The sequence below is a fragment of the Nonomuraea sp. CA-218870 genome, from assembly GCF_050936535.1.
GTDB lineage: Bacteria > Actinomycetota > Actinomycetes > Streptosporangiales > Streptosporangiaceae > Nonomuraea > Nonomuraea corallina.
The window spans coordinates 510,352-527,863 of the sequence record NZ_JBNJMN010000002.1 but is presented as its reverse complement, the minus strand read 5'-3'; the positions used below and the strand labels follow the sequence as shown (position 1 = coordinate 527,863).

General features: G+C 71.7%; 22 protein-coding genes. 7 read left to right on the top strand and 15 right to left on the bottom strand.

What is annotated here, in order from left to right; translation table 11 throughout:
• Position 1: 1 nt before the first annotated feature.
• Both ACQEUU_RS31130 and ACQEUU_RS31125 read left to right on the top strand, forming a co-directional pair.
• Complete coding sequence (locus ACQEUU_RS31130; protein WP_433072657.1) at positions 2-469, top strand: DUF1003 domain-containing protein; 468 nt, start codon at positions 2-4, stop codon at positions 467-469.
• Between the two features lie 195 nt (positions 470-664).
• Positions 665-1,804, top strand: a complete 1,140-nt coding sequence (locus tag ACQEUU_RS31125) for an Mrp/NBP35 family ATP-binding protein (protein WP_433072656.1) — start codon at positions 665-667, stop codon at positions 1,802-1,804.
• A gap of 48 nt (positions 1,805-1,852) precedes the next feature.
• Here the strand turns inward: ACQEUU_RS31125 and ACQEUU_RS31120 are convergent, their stop codons facing one another.
• From ACQEUU_RS31120 to sigE, 4 genes are all read right to left on the bottom strand, one after another.
• Positions 1,853-2,209 (bottom strand): sec-independent translocase, encoded by a 357-nt coding sequence (locus ACQEUU_RS31120; protein ID WP_433072655.1) that lies wholly within the window; start codon positions 2,207-2,209, stop codon positions 1,853-1,855.
• Between the two features lie 153 nt (positions 2,210-2,362).
• On the bottom strand, positions 2,363-4,147 hold the full coding sequence (locus tag ACQEUU_RS31115) for a trypsin-like peptidase domain-containing protein (protein ID WP_433072654.1): 1,785 nt from the start codon (positions 4,145-4,147) through the stop codon (positions 2,363-2,365).
• Positions 4,148-4,328: 181 nt separating this feature from the next.
• Positions 4,329-4,856 (bottom strand): anti-sigma factor family protein, encoded by a 528-nt coding sequence (locus tag ACQEUU_RS31110; RefSeq protein ID WP_433072653.1) that lies wholly within the window; start codon positions 4,854-4,856, stop codon positions 4,329-4,331.
• Position 4,857: 1 nt separating this feature from the next.
• Positions 4,858-5,427 carry an RNA polymerase sigma factor SigE gene (gene sigE, locus ACQEUU_RS31105; RefSeq protein WP_270154997.1) on the bottom strand — a complete coding sequence of 190 codons (570 nt, stop codon included), beginning with the start codon at positions 5,425-5,427 and terminating at the stop codon, positions 4,858-4,860.
• A 248-nt stretch (positions 5,428-5,675) separates the two neighbouring features.
• Between sigE and ACQEUU_RS31100 the strand changes: the two genes are divergently transcribed.
• On the top strand, positions 5,676-6,314 hold the full coding sequence (locus ACQEUU_RS31100) for an O-methyltransferase (RefSeq protein ID WP_433072652.1): 639 nt from the start codon (positions 5,676-5,678) through the stop codon (positions 6,312-6,314).
• Positions 6,315-6,403: 89 nt separating this feature from the next.
• Here the strand turns inward: ACQEUU_RS31100 and ACQEUU_RS31095 are convergent, their stop codons facing one another.
• Entirely contained in the window at positions 6,404-7,813 is a 1,410-nt protein-coding gene (locus tag ACQEUU_RS31095) for a leucyl aminopeptidase (protein WP_433072651.1), read from the bottom strand.
• Positions 7,814-7,888: 75 nt separating this feature from the next.
• Positions 7,889-8,056: a DUF3117 domain-containing protein gene (locus tag ACQEUU_RS31090; RefSeq protein ID WP_101788278.1), complete on the bottom strand. Its 168-nt coding sequence runs from the start codon at positions 8,054-8,056 to the stop codon at positions 7,889-7,891.
• A 187-nt stretch (positions 8,057-8,243) separates the two neighbouring features.
• Between ACQEUU_RS31090 and ACQEUU_RS31085 the strand changes: the two genes are divergently transcribed.
• Both ACQEUU_RS31085 and ACQEUU_RS31080 read left to right on the top strand, forming a co-directional pair.
• Positions 8,244-9,020 (top strand): PaaX family transcriptional regulator, encoded by a 777-nt coding sequence (locus tag ACQEUU_RS31085; RefSeq protein ID WP_433072650.1) that lies wholly within the window; start codon positions 8,244-8,246, stop codon positions 9,018-9,020.
• A complete protein-coding gene (locus ACQEUU_RS31080; protein WP_433072649.1) occupies positions 9,017-9,793 on the top strand; it encodes an enoyl-CoA hydratase-related protein in 777 nt (258 codons plus the stop codon). Before ACQEUU_RS31085 ends, ACQEUU_RS31080 begins: the two co-directional genes overlap by 4 nt.
• 8 nt (positions 9,794-9,801) lie before the next feature.
• On the opposite strand, the gene ACQEUU_RS31075 is transcribed toward ACQEUU_RS31080, so the two are convergent.
• The 6 genes from ACQEUU_RS31075 to ACQEUU_RS31050 form a co-directional block, all read right to left on the bottom strand.
• The gene (locus tag ACQEUU_RS31075) at positions 9,802-10,317 is read right to left on the bottom strand and encodes a DNA-3-methyladenine glycosylase I (protein WP_433074431.1); all 516 of its coding nucleotides are present in this window, start codon (positions 10,315-10,317) and stop codon (positions 9,802-9,804) included.
• A gap of 29 nt (positions 10,318-10,346) precedes the next feature.
• Positions 10,347-11,009 (bottom strand): hypothetical protein, encoded by a 663-nt coding sequence (locus ACQEUU_RS31070; RefSeq protein WP_433072648.1) that lies wholly within the window; start codon positions 11,007-11,009, stop codon positions 10,347-10,349.
• Between the two features lie 69 nt (positions 11,010-11,078).
• A complete protein-coding gene (locus tag ACQEUU_RS31065; protein ID WP_433072647.1) occupies positions 11,079-11,663 on the bottom strand; it encodes a TIGR00730 family Rossman fold protein in 585 nt (194 codons plus the stop codon).
• An 11-nt stretch (positions 11,664-11,674) separates the two neighbouring features.
• A complete protein-coding gene (locus ACQEUU_RS31060; RefSeq protein WP_433072646.1) occupies positions 11,675-12,472 on the bottom strand; it encodes a TIGR00730 family Rossman fold protein in 798 nt (265 codons plus the stop codon).
• Between the two features lie 220 nt (positions 12,473-12,692).
• Positions 12,693-13,760, bottom strand: coding sequence for a succinyl-diaminopimelate desuccinylase (dapE, locus tag ACQEUU_RS31055; RefSeq protein ID WP_433072645.1), 1,068 nt, complete (start codon positions 13,758-13,760; stop codon positions 12,693-12,695).
• Positions 13,761-13,767: 7 nt separating this feature from the next.
• Positions 13,768-13,983 carry a hypothetical protein gene (locus ACQEUU_RS31050; protein WP_433072644.1) on the bottom strand — a complete coding sequence of 72 codons (216 nt, stop codon included), beginning with the start codon at positions 13,981-13,983 and terminating at the stop codon, positions 13,768-13,770.
• On the opposite strand from ACQEUU_RS31050, the gene ACQEUU_RS31045 reads away from it, so the two are divergent.
• Positions 13,982-14,875, top strand: a complete 894-nt coding sequence (locus tag ACQEUU_RS31045; protein ID WP_433072643.1) for a hypothetical protein — start codon at positions 13,982-13,984, stop codon at positions 14,873-14,875. The genes ACQEUU_RS31050 and ACQEUU_RS31045 overlap by 2 nt on opposite strands.
• A 10-nt stretch (positions 14,876-14,885) precedes the next feature.
• Here ACQEUU_RS31045 and ACQEUU_RS31040 read toward each other — a convergent pair whose 3' ends face one another.
• The 3 genes from ACQEUU_RS31040 to fdxA form a co-directional block, all read right to left on the bottom strand.
• Positions 14,886-15,560: a DUF4178 domain-containing protein gene (locus ACQEUU_RS31040; protein WP_433072642.1), complete on the bottom strand. Its 675-nt coding sequence runs from the start codon at positions 15,558-15,560 to the stop codon at positions 14,886-14,888.
• A gap of 114 nt (positions 15,561-15,674) precedes the next feature.
• A complete protein-coding gene (gene dapC / locus ACQEUU_RS31035; protein ID WP_433072641.1) occupies positions 15,675-16,745 on the bottom strand; it encodes a succinyldiaminopimelate transaminase in 1,071 nt (356 codons plus the stop codon).
• 106 nt (positions 16,746-16,851) lie between these two features.
• A complete protein-coding gene (gene fdxA, locus ACQEUU_RS31030) occupies positions 16,852-17,172 on the bottom strand; it encodes a ferredoxin (protein WP_148029241.1) in 321 nt (106 codons plus the stop codon).
• 144 nt (positions 17,173-17,316) lie between these two features.
• Between fdxA and ACQEUU_RS31025 the strand changes: the two genes are divergently transcribed.
• Positions 17,317-17,508, top strand: a complete 192-nt coding sequence (locus tag ACQEUU_RS31025) for a putative acetyltransferase (protein ID WP_333486664.1) — start codon at positions 17,317-17,319, stop codon at positions 17,506-17,508.
• The last annotated feature ends 4 nt before the right edge of the window (positions 17,509-17,512 follow it).

The window sequence follows — 17,512 nt, the reverse complement described above, 5'->3', positions numbered from 1 at the left end:
CGTGACGACCGAACGCCTTGACCAGCCCCGTGACCTGCGCCGCTCACTGCGCCCCCACTACGACCCCGAGGCGTTCGGCCGGCTGTCGGAGCGCATCGCCCGCTTCCTCGGCACCGCGCGCTTCCTGGTCTACATGACCGTGTTCGTGGTGGTCTGGGTGAGCTGGAACGTCGCCGCCCCGGCCTCGTTCCAGTTCGACCCGTACCCGTTCATCTTCCTCACGCTCATGCTGTCGCTGCAGGCCTCCTACGCGGCCCCGCTGATCCTGCTCGCGCAGAACCGGCAGGACGACCGCGACCGCGTCCAGTACGAGCAGGACCGGCAGACGTCCGAGCGCAACCGCGCCGACGTCGAGTACCTCACCCGCGAGATCGCCGGCCTGCGGCTGGCGCTCGGCGAGGTGGCCACCCGCGACTACCTGCGCTCGGAGCTGCAGCGGCTGGGCGAGGAGCTCAAGGAGTCGCGATGACCACCGGCGGCCCTCGTCGCCGTGCGGGTCACCCAGTAACCTTGGCACGTTGCCCGATGAGCCTGCTGGATTAACGGGACCGGTTCCCGGGTTCATACCATGGAGGGGCATCCTCAACCGGCGTTCCCGCGCCTGTCACACCCATACCGGCAAAGGAGGGACGGCACCCCCTCACCGGGGCGTGCCGAGACTTCGATGGCACCAACCCAGGAACAGGTGACGGCCGCCCTCGCCACCGTCATCGACCCCGAGATCCGCCGCCCGATCACCGACCTCGGCATGGTCAAGGGCGTCGACATCGCCGCTGACGGCAGGGTGCGCGTCGGCGTCTTCCTCACGGTCGCCGGCTGCCCGATGAAGGACACGATCCGGCGCGACGTCACGACCGCCGTCGCCAAGGTCGACGGCGTCACCGCCGTCGAGCTGGAGCTCGACGTGATGAGCCAGGAGCAGCGCAAGGAGCTGCAGACCAAGCTCCGCGGCGACCGGGGCCCCGAGAAGGAGGTCCCGTTCAACAAGCCCGGCTCGCTGACCCGCGTCTTCGCGGTCGCCAGCGGCAAGGGCGGCGTCGGCAAGTCCTCGGTGACGGTCAACCTCGCCGCCGCCATGGCCGCGAACGGGATGAAGGTCGGCATCGTCGACGCCGACATCTACGGCCACAGCATCCCCCGCATGCTGGGCGCGGCCGAGCGGCCCACCAAGGTCGAAGACATGATCATGCCGCCGGTGGCCCACGACATCAAGGTCATCTCGGTGGGCATGTTCAAGCCCGAGGGCAACACGCCCGTGGTGTGGCGCGGCCCGATGCTCGACCGGGCGCTCCACCAGTTCCTCACCGACGTCTACTGGGGCGACCTCGACGTCCTCCTGCTCGACCTGCCACCGGGGACCGGCGACATCGCCATCTCGGTGGCCCAGCGACTGCCGGGGGCCGAGATCCTGGTCGTCACCACGCCGCAGATGGCCGCCGCCGAGGTGGCCGAGCGGGCCGGTTCCATCGCGGCGCAGACCCACCAGCAGATCGCCGGCGTCATCGAGAACATGGCCTGGCTGCCCTGTCCCCACTGCGACGAGCGCATCGCCGTCTTCGGCGAGGGCGGCGGCCAGACGGTCGCCGACGCGCTGACCCGCATCCTCGGCGCGCGCGTGCCGCTGCTCGGCCAGGTCCCGATCGACCTGCGGCTGCGCGAGGGCGGCGACGAGGGCAAGCCGCTGGTCCTCACCGACCCCGACTCCCCCGCCGCGACGGAGCTGCGCTCGATCGCGACCACGCTGAGCAAGCGCGCGTCCAGCCTCAAGGGCATGCAGCTCGGGCTCGCCCCCAACCGGGGCTGACCGCACGGGCGTGGGCCGGCCCGCCTCGTCGCGCCTTACGGGTGCGGGTCAGGTCGCCTCGTTGTCGTACGGGGGGACCTCGCCCACGCTCAGCTCCCCTCCCACCGGGGCGGGGTAGGCCGGCTCCACCTCGGCGACGGCCGGTTTGCCGTCCTTCCAGCCGTCGTCGTCCTCGAGCAGATGCTTGCGGACGAAGTTGCGCGGATTGAGGTCGGCGGGGTCGAAGTCGGAGAACTCGGGGCCCAGCCCGGCCCGCAGGTCGTCACGCGCGCTGTTGGCCATGCGGCGCAGGTTGCGCAGGGTCTTCCCGGCCTGGGCGGCCGCCTGGGGCAGCTTCTCCGGGCCGAAGACCAGCAGCGCGATAATGATCAGCGCACCGACTTCCAGCCAGCCAAGTCCGAACACCGTCAGCTCCCAGCAGTCAACCGCCCCGAGGACAACCCCGGCTATCCCACAGACTAAGGGCTCTACCGGGTAGCTGGGACTCCTCCCCCCGGACCTCGTCATCACCCCGTGCGGACCCCCGGACCTCACGCCCGAGAGGTCCCGGGCGAGGCGTCACGACGGCGTCGGGGTGGGGGCGTCGGCGGTCACGACCAGGGTCGCGGTGTGCTCCTGCTTGTCGCGCTCGTACTTGATCTGGATCTTCGCCCCCGGCGCCTTGCTCCGGATCAGCGCGATGAGCTCGTTGCCGTCCTGCAGGCGCAGGCCGTCGACCTCCAGGATGACGTCGCCGGCCTTGAGCCCGGCCTTCTCCGCCGGGCCGCCCTCGTCGATCGGCGGGCGGCCGTTCTGGTGGCCGGAGGCGATGCGGACGCCCTCGCCGCGGTAGTCGGTGTCGAGCACGACGCCGATCTTGGGCCGCTTGGCCTTGCCGGTGGTGATGAGCTCCTCGGCGACGCGGCGGGTCTGGTTGACCGGGATGGCGAAGCCGAGACCGATGCTGCCGCTCTGGTTCGTCATGGACCGGCTGAGGGTCGCGATGGCCGAGTTGACGCCGACGACCTCGCCGCGGCCGTTGACGAGCGGGCCGCCCGAGTTGCCGGGGTTGATGGCGGCGTCGGTCTGGATGGCGCTGATGTAGGCGGGCTCCTCGCTGCCCGTGCCGCTCTCGTCGCCGGCGATGACCGGCCGGTTGAGCGAGCTGACGATGCCGGTGGTGACGGTGCCGGTCAGGCCCAGCGGGGAGCCGATCGCGATGACCGGGTCGCCCACGACCACCTGGTCGGAGTTGCCGAGGGTGATCTCCGGCGTGCCGAACGTCTCCTCCGGCTTCAGCACCGCGAGGTCGGAGCCGGGGTCGCGGCCGACGATCTGGGCCGTCGTACGCTTGCGGTTGTTGAAGATGACCCGGATCTCGCCGTCCCTGGCGGCCAGGGCGACCACGTGGTTGTTCGTCACCACGTAGCCGTTCTTGATCAGGAACCCGGAGCCGGAGGCGCCCTCGGTGTTGCTGCCGTTGCCGACCTCCAGCGAGACCACGCTGGGCAGCACCCGGGAGGCCACACCGGCGACCGAGCCGGGGGCGCGCTCGATGTTGCCGGTGGGGGCCGGGCCGAGGCTGTAGGACGGGTCGGTGCCGCCGCTCGGCCGGGTCAGCAGGTAGGTGCCGACGCTGCCGAGCCCGGACGCGACCAGGGCGATGACCAGGGCGACCACGAGCAGCAGCGGCGTGCTGGGGCCTCGCCTGGGCGGCGGGACCCTGGTGGCGCCGGGCGGCGGGGCCCAGTGGGGGCCCATGGGCAGGGCGCTCGGTGGCGGCGGCGGGCCGCCCACGCCGAACGGGCCCTCGCCGCTGGGATTGGTGAACGCGCCGGGGCGGCGCCCGCCTCCGGGATCGCCGAAGAACGGCCAGTCGCGGGTCGGCTGCGAGCCTTCGCCCGCGGGGCTGCGGAACTGCGGGTTCTCGCCGCTCGGATGACCGAAGCGGGACGGCTCCCCGTGCCCCGGCCCCTCACCGCTCGGAGCGCCGAACCGCGGGCCTTCACTCCTGGGATCGCCGAAACCGTCCCCGGGATCGCCGAAACGCGGACTCTCGCCGCCCGGGTGGCCGAAGGCGGGAGGCGGGGCGGGGTTCTCGTACGGGTGCGAGCCCTCCCGGCGGGCCGAGCCGTCGTCATAAGGCCCGTCGGCGTAAGGGCCATCGCCATAAGGGCCATCGCCATAAGGGCCGTCGTCGTAGGAGTGGGCGGGGCCGTAGACGGAGGTCTCGCCGGAGTCGTCCCAGCCGGAGGACGGCCGCCTCTCGGCCGGCTGCTCGCCGGCGGGCAGGAACTCGGGCCGTCCCGGTGGCTCAGGATTTCCCGACGGCGTGCGTCCTTCGCGGCGCGTCTCGTCGGTCATCTACTCTCACCACTCCTTGCTCACGACACCGCAATCATGGCTTGATCGGCATACGGGTGCTGTAAAGCAGCTGTCAGCCCAATCCGCCTGACATATCCCGATCCCAGATCGTATGCCCCCCACGCCATGGACTACGCCATCACGAGTATCCCAGTCGGGGGGGCACTCAAGGAGTGGCCCCTCAAGGAGTGGCGGTGGCCGGAACGTCCGCCGGCGTCGGCTGGACCCGCTTGACGAGCTCGACGGGCGGGGCCTGAGTGTTCTGCCCGACGCCGGAGACGGCGAAGAACGTCCCGAGCGCGACGGCCGCCGACACGAAGCCGACCGCCATGTACGTGCTGCGCCGCCTAGTCCCGCGGCCAGGGCCCGAGGAGCCGCCACCAGTGGAGTTCCTGCGGGGCCGGTTGTCCAAAGGGGCGATGCTGTGCGGCCCCGGGATGGGCACCCCTCCGAACGTACGGGTAGGGAAAGGCCGCTCCCTGGGCGGCAGCGGCCCGCCGGGCTCGGCCATGCGCATCAGCGACAGGGTGAGGTCGGCCGGCAGCGCGGGGTGTTCGAGCGACCGCAGGCGCGTCTTCAGCGCCCGCACCGACTCCACCTCGCGCCGGCAGTCGGCGCAGAAGGTCAGATGGGCCAGCGCCCGGTCTCGCTCGGCGTGGTTGAGCTCGCCGTCGACGAGCGCGGACACGCGTTCTCCAAGGTGGGTCATGTCAGACTTCCTCCCCACGGGTTACGGTCGGGGGGAGTTGGGAATTGCGGGGTGCTCGGTGTTCGAGCGCCTCGCGCAACTGTGCCCGGCCACGGTGAATCCGGCTTCTGACCGTTCCCAGCTTGACGCCGAGCGTGGCCGCGATCTCCTCGTAGGACAACCCCTCGATGTCGCACAGCACGATCGCCGCCCGGAACTCGGGGGCGAGCGCGTCGAGCGCGGCCTGGATGTCCGGCTCAAGATGGGCGTCGTGCAGGGCCTGCGCCGGCGACGGCTCGCGACCGCGAATCCGCTCGGCCGCGTCGTCGGCGAGACCCTCGAACCTGATGCGCTGCTTGCGCCGCGCCATGTCGAGGAACAGGTTGGTCGTGATCCGGTGCAGCCAGCCCTCGAACGTGCCGGGGGTGTAATTGGACAGCGACCGGAAGACCCGGACGAAGACCTCCTGGGTCAGATCCTCCGCGTCATGGACGTTGCCGGTGAGACGGTACGCCAGGCGATAGACCCGTGCGGAGTGGGTCCGCACCACTTCATCCCAGGTGGGAGGGGTCCATTCGGGCTCGGGCACCATACCGGGGACATCGGACAACGGAGTATCGGCCTGGTGGTCACTTTCGTCCACCAGAACTCCTCTCTCTGAGACCACCGCTACCGCCATAGTGCCTGCTTTTGTCCCTCCGTGCGCACTGGCTGCCATCGAGACCGGCAAAGCCCGTTTAAACCTGCAACGCCTCGGGGCCCTCCTGAGTTCCCGTCCCGGCCCTCCTCCCCTAGGCTGCGATCGGTGACCAATCGCACGAAAGTGGGGGGAGGAGGCCGATGACCAGTCCGTTGGAGGCCACTCTGGCCTATGCGGAGCAGTTCCATCACGAGGATGAGATCCTGCACGCGGCGCGGCAGCGCGGGCTGGAGATGGGCGCCCCGCCCATCCTTCCCGGCGGCGGGGCCGCGCTCTGCTTCCTCGCCACCGTGATCAACGCCAAGTCGGTGGTCGAGATCGGCACCGGCTGCGGCGTCTCCGGGCTGTGGCTGCTGCGGGGCATGCGCGCCGACGGCACGCTGACGAGCGTGGACGTCGAGCCGGAGCACCAGCGGATGGCCCGCCAGGCCTTCGCGGAGGCGGGCTTCTCGGGCGGCAGGGTGCGGCTGATCGCCGGCCGCGCGCTCGACGTTCTGCCGCGGCTCTCCGACGGCGGCTACGACCTGGTCTTCGCCGACGCGGCCAAGCAGGAGTACGCCGACTATCTCGCCGAGGCCGTCCGCCTGCTGCGCGTCGGCGGCGTCGTGGCGTTCGACAACGCGCTCTGGCACCACCGGGTGGCAGACCCCGCGCAGCGCGACCCCGACACGGTGGCCGTGCGCGAGCTGGGCAAGCTCGTGCAGGCCGACGACCGGCTGCGGTCGGTCCTCATGCCGCTCGGCGACGGCCTGCTGGCCGCGGTCAAGGTCGCGGGCTAGAACGGGCCAGAACGGCCATAGCAGGCCAGAACGGGCCACGGCAGACGGATTGGGCGGGTCGGGGCGGGCCGGAGCGGGTCAGGACCGGCTCAGAGCCCGGACAGCCACTCCAGCAGCACGCGCACGCCGAACCCGGTGGCGCCCTTGGTCAGGATCCCCTCGTCGACCGTGCTGCGCCCGACGCCGGCGATGTCGAGGTGGGCCCACGGCCGGTCACCGGCGAACTCGCGCAGGAACAGCGCCGCCGTGATCGACCCAGCGCCGAAGCGGGAGCCGATCTCGACGTTGGCCAGGTCGGCGACCGGCGACTCCAGCGCGCCCGCGTAGTCGTCGATCAGCGGCAACCGCCACAGCCGGTCGCCGCTGGCCTCGCCCGCCTGCGTCAGCCGCTTGGCCAGCTCGTCGTCGGAGGCGTAGAGGCCGCCGACGTGGCGGCCGAGCGCCACGGTGACGGCGCCGGTGAGCGTGGCGACGTCGACGACCACGTCAGGGTCGAGCCGCGCGTCGGCGTAGGCGAGCGCGTCGGCCAGCACCAGGCGGCCCTCGGCGTCGGTGTTGAGCACCTCGACCGTGCGCCCCCCGTACGGCTTGATCACGTCACTGGGGCGCTGGGCCGTGCCGGACGGCATGTTCTCGGCGGCGGCCACCAGGCCGGTCACCCTGACCGGGAGGCCGAGCTTGGCCAGCGCGGCGAGGACGGCGATGACCACGGCGCCGCCGGCCATGTCGGTCTTCTGCGTCTTCATGTTCTCGGTGGGCTTGAGCGACAGCCCGCCCGAGTCGAACGTGATGCCCTTGCCGACCAGCACGACGTGGCGGCCGGCGGGCCGGTCGGGGGTGTAGGAGAGCTGGATGAGGCGGGGCGGCCGGACCGAGCCGCGGCCGACGGCCAGGAGGCCGCCGAACCCCTCGGCCTGGAGCTGCTCCTCGTCCCAGACGCGGACGGGGACGCCCTGCTCGGCGGCCCGCTCGGCCAGCCACGACGGGCTCTTGACCGACGACGGCGTGTTGCTCAGGTCACGGGCCAGCGCGACGGCCTGGGCGACGCTCTCGCCCAGGCGCACCTGCTCCTCGTCGGCGCCGACGAAGGTGAGCGCGCGGACCGGCCGCTTCCCCGGCGAGCCGATCTTGAACGAGTAGGCGGCCAGCAGCGCGGCCTCGGCGAAGGCGCGGACGTCGCCCTCGGGGGCGACGACGGCCAGCGACTCCTTGCCGCGGACGCGGCGGGTCAGCGTGGCCGCGGCCTTGCGCAGCGCTCGCGGCGAACCGTCACCCACGCCGTAGAGCAGCACCCGGCCGACGCCCTCGCCCCTGGCCACCGGGACCTCGACGACCTCACCGGCCTCGCCTCCGGCCTCGTAGTGCGCGAGCAGCCCGGCGACCGGCACGTGCAGGTCCAGGTCGAGCGCCGGGCGAAGCTCGGAATCGTACGGAACGGCCAGCAGAGCGGCGTCTTCGGGCACCCGCGCCGCCACTGACACGGCGGTCTCGATCGGCACTTTCTCTCCTCATACGTCGGCGACCCTGGCACGCCGGTGCACGCCAGGGCCGGGGTGAAGATCGTCCGGGGAGCTCTAGCCGACGACGCTCTTCAACGCTTCGCCGAGCGCCTTCGCCTCGTCCGCCGAGATCTCCACGACGAGCCGTCCGCCACCCTCCAGGGGGACCCGCATGACAATGCCGCGCCCTTCCTTGGTGACCTCAAGCGGACCATCGCCGGTCCGCGGCTTCATCGCCGCCATGCGTGCATCCCTTCCTGCCTTGGGCTCCCGCGGCCCGCGATCGCGACCTCCGACCTCCCGAGAGGGGCGGTCGGCGTATTCACGTCTTCTGTGATGTCCTATTCTCCCGCATCGAGAGCCCTCATGGGTAACGATCTCCTCCCAGAATGCGTTGTCGAGCGGGTCGAAGACCTCCAAACTGGACTTCGTGCACGCACGCGCCGCTCTGTTCGACCTGTACGGGGACCACCTGCGCTCCCGCGGTGGGCAGGCGTCCGTGGCCGCTCTCGTACGGCTGATGAAACCCTTGGACATCGCCGCTCCGGCCGTGCGCACGGCCGTTTCCCGCATGGTCAGGCAAGGCTGGCTGGAGCCGGTCCGGCTGCCGCGGGGCCCCGGCTACGGCGTCACGCCCAAGTGCGTCAGGCGGCTGGACGAGGCGGCGCTGAGAATTTACCGAGCCGGGACCCTGAGCTGGAACACCCGATGGCATCTGATCGTGTTCCCGCCCGTCAAGGAACGGCCGCGCCGCGAACGGATCAGGGCCACGCTGACGTTCCTGGGCTACGCGGCGCTGTCGGAGAGCACCTGGATCGGCCCGCGCTCCTCCGTCGAGCTGGACAACCTGCTGGAGTGCGAGGGAGTGCGGCCCGATAGGTTCGACGCGGCACTGGAGGGCGACCCGCGCGAGCTGGTGGCCCGGGCATGGGATCTGCACGCCATCGGCGAGGCTTACGAGCAGTGGCACGCCGAGGCTGACACGCTGATCACCACCCTGCCCGCCCAGGCGCCGCCCGACCAGGTCTTCGCGACGAGGAGCAAGCTCGTGCACGGATGGCGGAACTTCCTGTTCCGTGACCCCGGCCTGCCGCCCGAGCTGCTGCCCGCGGGCTGGCCTGGCGAGAAGGCCAGGGCGTTCTTCGAGCAGGAGGCAGCCCGGCTGCTGCCCGCAGCCGCCGCGTTCGTCGACAGGGAGTTGCATTGATCCGCTATGACGTGGCCGACGCCGTCGCCACCATCACGCTCGACCGGCCCGACGCGATGAACTCGCTGACGGCGGAGGTCAAGACCGCCCTGCTGGAGGCGCTGCGCCGGGCGGCGGCCGATCCCGGCGTGCGCGCCGTCCTGCTGACCGGCTCGGGCCGGGCCTTCTGCGCCGGGCAGGACCTGCGCGAGCACGCCGCCAACCTGGAGGCCGGCCGCGCCCTGGACGACACCGTCCGCCGGCACTACAACCCGATCATCGAGCTGATCACCACCATGGACCAGCCGGTCGTGGCGGCGGTCAACGGCGTGGCCGCGGGCGCGGGCGCCGCGCTCGCCTTCGCCTGCGACCTGCGGGTCGCGGCGGAGAAGGCCAAGTTCGCGCTCGCGTTCGGGGGCATCGGCCTGGCGCCCGACTCGGGCGCCTCGTGGACGCTGCAGCGCCTGGTCGGGCTCGGCCGGGCCACGGAGCTGCTGCTGCTGGGCGAGCCCGTGGACGCCGCCCGCGCGCTGGAGCTGGGCCTGGTCACCCGCGTGGTGCCCGCCGACGAGGTGCTCAAGACCGCCCACGAGCTGGCCGTACGGCTCGCGCAGGGGCCGACGAGGGCCTTCGGCGCCACCAAGCGGGCGCTGGCCCACGCGGCCGGCCACTCGCTCCCCGAGACGCTGGCGCTGGAGGCCGACCTGCAGGACGCGTGCGTGGCCACCGACGACCACGTCCGGGCCACGGCGTCGTTCCTGGCCAAGGAGCGGCCGGTGTTCCACGGCCGCTGACGGCCGGCTCAGGCCCGCGCGGAACAGTCTTCGACGTGGTCGTTGACCAGCCCGATCGCCTGCATCAGCGCGTACGCGGTGGTCGGGCCGACGAACCTGAACCCGTGCCTCTTCAGCTCCTTGGCCAGGGCCGTGGAGGCGGGGGTGACGGCCGGCACGTCGGCCATGGTCCTGGGCGCCGGGGCCGACGGGTCGGCGTACTTCCAGACCAGGCCCGAAAGGCCGTCGGGCAGCTCCATCGCCGCCCTGGCGTTGGCCACGGCCGCCTCGATCTTGGCCCGGTTGCGCACGATCCCCGCGTCGCCGAGCAGCCGCTCGACGTCCGCCTCGGTGTAGGCGGCCACCTTGGGGATGGCGAAGCCGTCGAAGGCGGCGCGGAAGTTCTCGCGCTTGCGCAGGATCGTCAGCCACGACAGGCCCGACTGGAACGCCTCCAGCGTCACCCGTTCGAAGACGCGGTCGTCGCCGCGCACCGGGCGGCCCCACTCCTCGTCGTGGTAGGCGAGGTAGAGCGGGTCCGACATACCCGCCCAGGAGCAGCGGATGACCTCGGTCACACGCGGCCGTCCTCGGCCTTGCCCTCGGCCTTGTCATCGGCCTTGTCATCGGCCTTGTCATCGGCCTTGTCCTCAGCCTTGTCCCGCTCATCGCCGGGATCCCGGTCCTCCGGGGCGGCGGCCTCCAGGGCGTCCGGGGTCGCGGGGTCCGGGGTCGCTTCGGCGTCCGGCGCCGCGGGCTCGATCCAGGTGACCGGCTCGTGCTCGGCGCTGGCCGGCTCCTCCCGCACGGCCGCGGGCACGTGGCCGTTGGACAGCGGGTCGGACTCGACGGGCAGCGCCAGGGGCGTCGCGGGCGGTTCGTGCTCGGTGCGCGGCCCGTTGCCGGGCGCGGCGTAGACCTCCTGCCGGGCGTGCAGCCGGCTCGACAGCAGCTCCGAGACCCGCTGCTCCAGGATCGCGATCCTGGTGTCGCGGGCGCTGATGGCGTTGGCGGCCCGGTGCAGGGCCTCGTCGACGCTCTGCGTGTGGTAGCCGACCAGGTTGACCGGCAGCTGCAGCGCCATGAAGTCGACCGCCGTGAGCTTGCCCGCCTCCGGGAGGTTGAGCGGCGGCACGTCGGGCGGGAACTCGGTCAGCTCACCGCCTTTGCCCCGGGACACCTGGAACACGCCCGCCAGGATGGCGAGCGCGGCGATGGCGAGTATGACCAGCAGCACATTGGCATCGTACTCATACCACCGGGGCACGAGTCCCGCACTTGCCGCACCCGGTGAGCAGCCGGACGCTCAGTCGGCGGCCTCGCTCAGCTCCTCCACAGAGGGCCGTACGGGCTGGGCGCGGGCTTCCAGGCGGGCGAAGGCCTCGTCGACGGTCGTGGTCCAGGAGATCGCGTCGAAGACGTCGGCCCGGCAGAATCCCGCGTCGTACATGCCGCCGACGAGATCCCTGAGCGGCTGGTAGAGCCCCCACGGGTCGAGGACCACGAGCGGCCGGTCATGGATGCCGAGCACCCTGGCCGTCCACATCTCGAACAGCTCCTCCAGCGTCCCGATGCCGCCGGGCAGCACGAGGAAGGCGTCGGACCTGGCGTCCATCTCGCCTTTCCGCTCGCGCATGTCGGCCGTGACGATCAGCTCGTCGGAGTCCTCGTCCGCGATCTCGATGTCGACCAGGACGCGCGGGATGACGCCGATCGTGCGGCCGCCGGCGGCGCGGGCCGCCCTGGTGATCGCGCCCATGCAGGAGACGGTCGCGCCGCCGCTCACCAGGGTGTGGCCGCGCCGGGCCAGCTCACTCCCGACTTCGGTCGCCAGTCGGAGGTACTTGTCGTCGATGTGACGGCTGGAGGCGCAGAAGACGCAGATGTTCACGGGGAGCCAGCCTATTGCGGCTCGCCCACCTGCGCCCTGGCGGCTTCCCTCTCCTCGTCGACCTGCCGCGACCGGTGCAGCTCGGAGTCAGTGATGATCTTCACCGCCTCGTCCACGTCGTCGGTGACCTTGATCAGATCGAGGTCCTGGGGGGCGATCTTGCCGGTGCCGGCCAGCTGGCTCTTGATCCAGTCGAGCAGGCCGCCCCAGAACTCCGAGCCCATCAGCACCACGGGGAAGCTGGTGACCTTGCGGGTCTGGACCAGGGTGAGCGACTCGAACAGCTCGTCGAGCGTGCCGAACCCGCCGGGCAGCGCGATGAACCCGCACGAGTACTTCACGAACATGGTCTTGCGTACGAAGAAGTAGCGGAACTCGATGCCGAGGTCCACGTAGTCGTTCATGCGCTGCTCGAACGGCAGCTCGATGCCGAGCCCCACCGACACGCCGCCGTCGACCTCGGTGGCGCCCCGGTTGGCCGCTTCCATGACGCCGGGCCCGCCTCCGGTGACGACGGCGAAGCCGGCCTGCGCCAGCGCGGTGCCCAGCTTGCGGCCCGTCTCGTAGTCGGGGGAGTCTCCGGGGGTGCGCGCCGAGCCGAACACGGTGACCGCCCTGGGCAGCTCGGCGAGCTGGCCGAAGCCCTCGACGAACTCCGCCTGGATGCGCAGCACGCGCCACGGGTCCATGTGCACCCAGTCGGAGGAGCCCTGGCGGGCCAGCAGCCTCTGATCGTGGGTGGATTCGGGGACCAGGTTGCCGCGCACCACGGCCTGTCCCTGGCGCCGTTCGCGGCGATTGGCTCTCATACGGTTCACGCTATCCCCAACAGTTCCTTTGATGTCCGGATCCTGGCTATCCTGCGGCGTTGGACGAGGAACGCCCTCCGGAAGGCGCTCAGAAGAATCTTGAAAAACTTCCCGGTGAACCGGGAACCAGATTTCGCGACCCTTGCGTCTAACCGGCGAGGGTGCTGCTCGGGACTGAAAGTGGCTCTCCCCGTCAAATGGCCGGCGAGGAGAGCCACTTTCACTGTGTCCGGCCCCCGGTGAGCCAGGCGCGCATCGCCCGCTCGCTTTCCACGATCTTCTCCAGCGTCACGTACTCGCCCTTCTGGTGGGCCAGGTTCGGGTCGCCGGGGCCGTAGTTGACGGCCGGGACCCCCAGCGCGGAGAAGCGGGCCACGTCGGTCCAGCCCAGCTTGGCCCGCGGCGTCCCGCCGACGGCCTCGGTGAAGGCGGCGGCCACGGGGTGGGTCAGCCCCGGCCGCGCCCCCGGCGCGGCGTCGACGAACGTGACCTCGTACCCCTCGAACACCTCGCGCACGTGCGACTGCGCCGCCTCGATCGTCAGGTCGGGGGCGAACCGGTAGTTGACCGTGACCACGCACTCGTCGGGGATGACGTTGCCCGCCACGCCGCCGCGCACGCCGACCGCGTTCAGGCCCTCGTGGTACTCCAGCCCGTCGACCACCGGCCGTCGCGCCCGGTAGGCGTTGAGCCTGGCGAGCACGGGCTCGGCGCCGTGGACGGCGTTGACCCCGAACCACGACCTGGCGCTGTGGGCGCGTTTGCCGGTGACCCGCACCTCGGCGCGGAGCGTGCCCTGGCAGCCGCCCTCGATCTCCCCGTCGGTCGGCTCCATCAGCACGGCGAAGTCGGCGGCCAGCCAGCCGGGGTGCTCGCGGGCGACCCGGTTGAGCCCGTTGCGCTCGGCCTCGACCTCCTCGCAGTCGTAGAAGACGTACGTGACGTCGCGGACCGGATCGGGCACGGTGGCCGCCAGCTTGAGCGCGACGGCCACCCCCGCCTTCATGTCGGAGGTGCCGCAGCCGTGGAGCAGGCCGCCCTCCACCCGGCTGGGCAGGTTGCCGGCCACCGGCACCGTGTCGAGATGCCCGGCGATCAGCACCCGCTCCGCGCGGCCCAGCCCGGTGCGGGCCACCACGGTCTCCCCCGACCTGTCGACCTCCAGGTGCGGCAGCCCGCGCAGGGCCTCCTCGACCAGCCCGGCCAGCGCCTGCTCGGCGCCGCTCACCGAGGGGATGTCGACGACGGCCGCGGTCAGCGTGCGGACGTCCTGCGTCAGGTCAAGCATCAGGTGTTCACTCCGTGTTCGCGCAGCACCTCGTCGAGCGCTGCCTTGTCTTGACGCCGCTCCGGCTCCAGGCATCTGAGCACCAGCAGACACGGCGCAGGTCCACGGCGGCCACCACGGCGGCCACCACCGCGGCGCGGGCCTGCTCGTCGGCCGGCGACAGCTCGGCGGGCCGTTCCCACAGCTCGTCGATGGCCGGTGACAGGGTGCTCACTTCCGTCATGGCCCCGGAGCCTATCCCGCCGGGTAGGTTCTTCAGCGTGCACCTGCGCTTCTCACGAGGAGTCATCACCATCGCGGCCATCGTGCTGGTCCTCGCGGTGGGCATCTCCTTCGGCGTCTACCAGTTGCTCAAGCGCGCCCCCAAGCCCCTGGCCGTCCCCGAGGCCAGTTGCGTCGTGCGCACTCCCGACGACGAGCGCGAGATGGACATCGAGCAGGCCCAGATCGCGGCTACCATCGCGGCCGTGGCGGCCCGGCGCAAGCTGCCGGAGCAGGCCGTGGTGATCGCGTACGCGACGGCGCTGCAGGAGTCCAAGCTCTACAACGTCAACTACGGCGACCGCGACTCGGTCGGCGTGTTCCAGCAGCGCGAGTCGCAGGGGTGGGGCACCAAGAAGCAGATCATGGATCCGGTCTACTCCACCAACCGGTTCTTCGCCGCCCTGGAGAAGGTCAAGGGCTACCGCAAGATGCCGGTGGCGGAGGCGGCCCAGGCGGTGCAGCGCTCCGCGGCGGGCTACGCTTACGGCCCGCACGAGGAGGAGGCCAGGCTCCTGGCCGCGGCGTTCACCGGACGGGTCCCGCGCGCCGTCCACTGCTGGTACCCGCCGCAGGACGCGAAGGCGGGCGGCGGACAGGCGGCGGGCGAGCGGACCGCCGTGCCGCGGCCCAGGACGGCCCAGGCGCGCCGCCAGCTCAAGCGGGCCCTCGGCGGCACCGCCGTGACCGACCGCAGACGCGGCTGGCTGATCGCCGCCTGGTCGGTGGCGCACGCGCAGAAGTACGGGCTGAGCCGGGTGGAGTACGCCGGCGCCCGCTGGTCCAACGACCTGCGGGTCGAGGACTGGCAGGACGCGAGCGCGGCCGGCGGCAGGACCGTCGAGCTGGCCTGACCAGCCCTGACTAGGACGACGCGCGGCTGATGATGCCGATGGAGCCGGGCGGCAGCGGCTGCGCGTACGCGGCCGTCCACGGCTGGCCCTGCACCCGCTCGAACGACAGCAGCCGCCCGTCGGTCGCGCGGTAGTCGGCGAAGTCGAGCAGCCCCCGGTCGGGCATGCTCGTGCTGCCCTCCGACCGGAACGCGCCGGTGCCGCGCTCCAACGGGTGGAACTCGACGTCATCCATGATCAGGCTGCTCCGCGCGGGGACCATGCCCTGGGTGGGCACGTCGGTCCAGAGGAGCACCTCCAGGTGCGGCGGCTGGCCGGGAGCCCTGCCCTTGCGCATCTCGACCGTCAGCCACTGGGTGCGTCGGGCGCTGTCGCGCAGGCGGTACTCCACCCACTGCTGGCCCTGCCAGGACACGTACAGCGCGCCGATCACGCGCACCGGCGAGCCCAGCACGTCGATCTTGTCGCCCACCCGGAGCGTGCGCGGGTCGGTGTAGTCGGTGCCGGCCTGCCGTGCGGCGGCGACCGGCGCCGGCAGCGGGGGCTCGACGGGAGCGACCTCGACCGGCATGTCGGCCGCCGTGCGGTCCTTCCTGTCCTGGCGCAGGGTGGCCACGAACGCCCCGAGCAGGAGAAGGACGGTGGCGATGCTCAGCCCGAGAACGACCATGGAGGTCATGCTCATCGTACGGCTCGCTCCACTCGCGGTTCGCCTCGGCGAACGCCCGGTATCTACTTGTGCTGCGGTATATGCGGCTCGCCCCTTCCGTCCGCAGGAGGGAGCGTTTGAGGGGCGATCCTACTGGAGGCGGCGCACTGCCGCATCGATGCGTTCGTCCGTGGCTGTGAGCGCCACCCGGACGTGCCGCCCACCTGCCGTTCCGTAGAACTCCCCGGGCGCGACCAGAATGCCGTTCTCGGAGAGCGCACCCACCTGGTCCCAGCAGTCGCGCCCGTCGGAGGCCCACAGGTAGAGCCCGGCCTCCGAGTGGTCGACACGCCAGCCCGCCCGCTCCAGCGCGGGCCGCAGCAGGGCGCGGCGCGCGGCGTAGCGCTCGCGCTGCTCGTCGGCGTGGCGGTCGTCGCCGAGCGCGGCGGTCATCGCGGCCTGCGCGGGCTGCGGCATCAGCATGCCGGCGTGCTTGCGGATCTCCAGCAGCCGCTTGATCAGCGCGGGGTCGCCGGTGACGAACCCGGTGCGGTAGCCGGCCAGGTTGGACCGTTTGGACAGGGAGTGGACGGCGAGCAGGCCCTCGTGGGACCCCTCGCACACGTCCGGGTGCAGGATCGACACCGGACGCTCCTCCCAGCCGAGCTCGATGTAGCACTCGTCGGAGGCGACGACCGCGCCGCGCTCGCGCGCCCAGGCCACCACCTTGCGCAGGTGCTCGACGGGCAGCACCCGGCCGGTCGGGTTGCCCGGCGAGTTGATCCAGACGAGGTCGGCGTGCTGCGGGCCGAGCGCGAGCAGGCCGTCGGCGGCCGTGCCCGCCGCCCCCGCCAGCCGGGCGCCCACGTCGTAGGTGGGATAGGCCAGCTCGGGGAAGACCACCCGCTCAGCGCCGAGATAGGCCGGCAGCCAGGCGACGAACTCCTTGGAGCCGATCACCGGCAGCACGTCGCGCTGGTCCACGCGCACGCCGTGCCGGCGCGCCAGCCACCCCGCCGCCGCCTCGCGCAGCGCGACGGTCCCGTGGGTGTAGGGGTAGCCGGGGCTGTCGGCGGCCTGGGTCAGCGCGTCCTGGACGAGCCCGGGCACCGGGTCCACGGGAGTGCCGACCGAAAGGTCGACGATCCCGCCAGGGTGCGCGCGGGCGCGCTCCTTGTACGGCTCCAGCCGGTCCCAGGGAAAGTCGGGCAGGTTGTTCACGGTTCTCCAGGCTCGTACGTACGACTGAGGACCGCGCACCGCGGACGGCACGCGGCACGGCTCCGCCGCCCCACCGGTGGTGCGGCCCGCGTACGGGCCGCGCCGGCTACTCGCTCTGCGGCGGGAGGGCCGCCACGACCGGGTGGTCCTTCTCGATCTTGCCGACCTTGGACGCGCCGCCGGGCGAGCCCAGGTCCTCGAAGAAGTCCACGTTGGCCTTGTAGAAGTCCTTCCACTGCTCGGGAAGGTCGTCCTCGTAGAAAATCGCCTCGACCGGGCACACTGGCTCGCACGCTCCGCAGTCGACGCACTCGTCGGGGTGGATGTAAAGCATGCGCTCGCCCTCGTAGATGCAATCGACGGGGCATTCCTCGATGCACGCCTTGTCCAGGACGTCCACGCAAGGCTGCGCGATGACGTAGGTCACCTCGAGCTCCTTCTTCTCCGCACCATGGCATGACTCTGACCGCGGTTTGCTAGGCCCTAGTATTGCCGTGCTCACCAGGTGGCTGAAACGGAGGGTGGCAAACTCATGGCCGCTCGTCTCGTGATCACTATCTCAGCAACCGACGTGGGATCGCGCGTCACCACGCGGAGGCGGGTCCCCGGAGGCTTCCGCGACGCCGTGGGCGTCCTCGAATCCTGGGCCGACGGCGTGCTGCGGGTGCGCAAGCGCGACGGCACCGTCGTGGAGATCCCGGAGGAGACGCTGGTGGCGGGCAGGGTCGTTCCGGTCGCGCCTCCTCGACCTGGACAGAAGTAACGGT

Bases quoted from the DNA above. Each gene is read 5' to 3' on its own strand.
- sigE (WP_270154997.1), bottom strand. From the start codon at position 5,427: ATGGTGCCCGAGCCCGAATGGACCCCTCCCACCTGGGATGAAGTGGTG.
- ACQEUU_RS31045 (WP_433072643.1), top strand. From the start codon at position 13,982: ATGGCCCCGGAGCCTATCCCGCCGGGTAGGTTCTTCAGCGTGCACCTG.
- ACQEUU_RS31040 (WP_433072642.1), bottom strand. From the start codon at position 15,560: ATGAGCATGACCTCCATGGTCGTTCTCGGGCTGAGCATCGCCACCGTC.
- ACQEUU_RS31075 (WP_433074431.1), bottom strand. From the start codon at position 10,317: ATGTCGGACCCGCTCTACCTCGCCTACCACGACGAGGAGTGGGGCCGC.
- ACQEUU_RS31090 (WP_101788278.1), bottom strand. From the start codon at position 8,056: ATGGCGGCGATGAAGCCGCGGACCGGCGATGGTCCGCTTGAGGTCACC.
- ACQEUU_RS31050 (WP_433072644.1), bottom strand. From the start codon at position 13,983: ATGACGGAAGTGAGCACCCTGTCACCGGCCATCGACGAGCTGTGGGAA.
- dapE (WP_433072645.1), bottom strand. From the start codon at position 13,760: ATGCTTGACCTGACGCAGGACGTCCGCACGCTGACCGCGGCCGTCGTC.
- ACQEUU_RS31125 (WP_433072656.1), top strand. From the start codon at position 665: ATGGCACCAACCCAGGAACAGGTGACGGCCGCCCTCGCCACCGTCATC.
- ACQEUU_RS31110 (WP_433072653.1), bottom strand. From the start codon at position 4,856: ATGACCCACCTTGGAGAACGCGTGTCCGCGCTCGTCGACGGCGAGCTC.
- ACQEUU_RS31060 (WP_433072646.1), bottom strand. From the start codon at position 12,472: ATGAGAGCCAATCGCCGCGAACGGCGCCAGGGACAGGCCGTGGTGCGC.
- ACQEUU_RS31115 (WP_433072654.1), bottom strand. From the start codon at position 4,147: ATGACCGACGAGACGCGCCGCGAAGGACGCACGCCGTCGGGAAATCCT.
- ACQEUU_RS31100 (WP_433072652.1), top strand. From the start codon at position 5,676: ATGACCAGTCCGTTGGAGGCCACTCTGGCCTATGCGGAGCAGTTCCAT.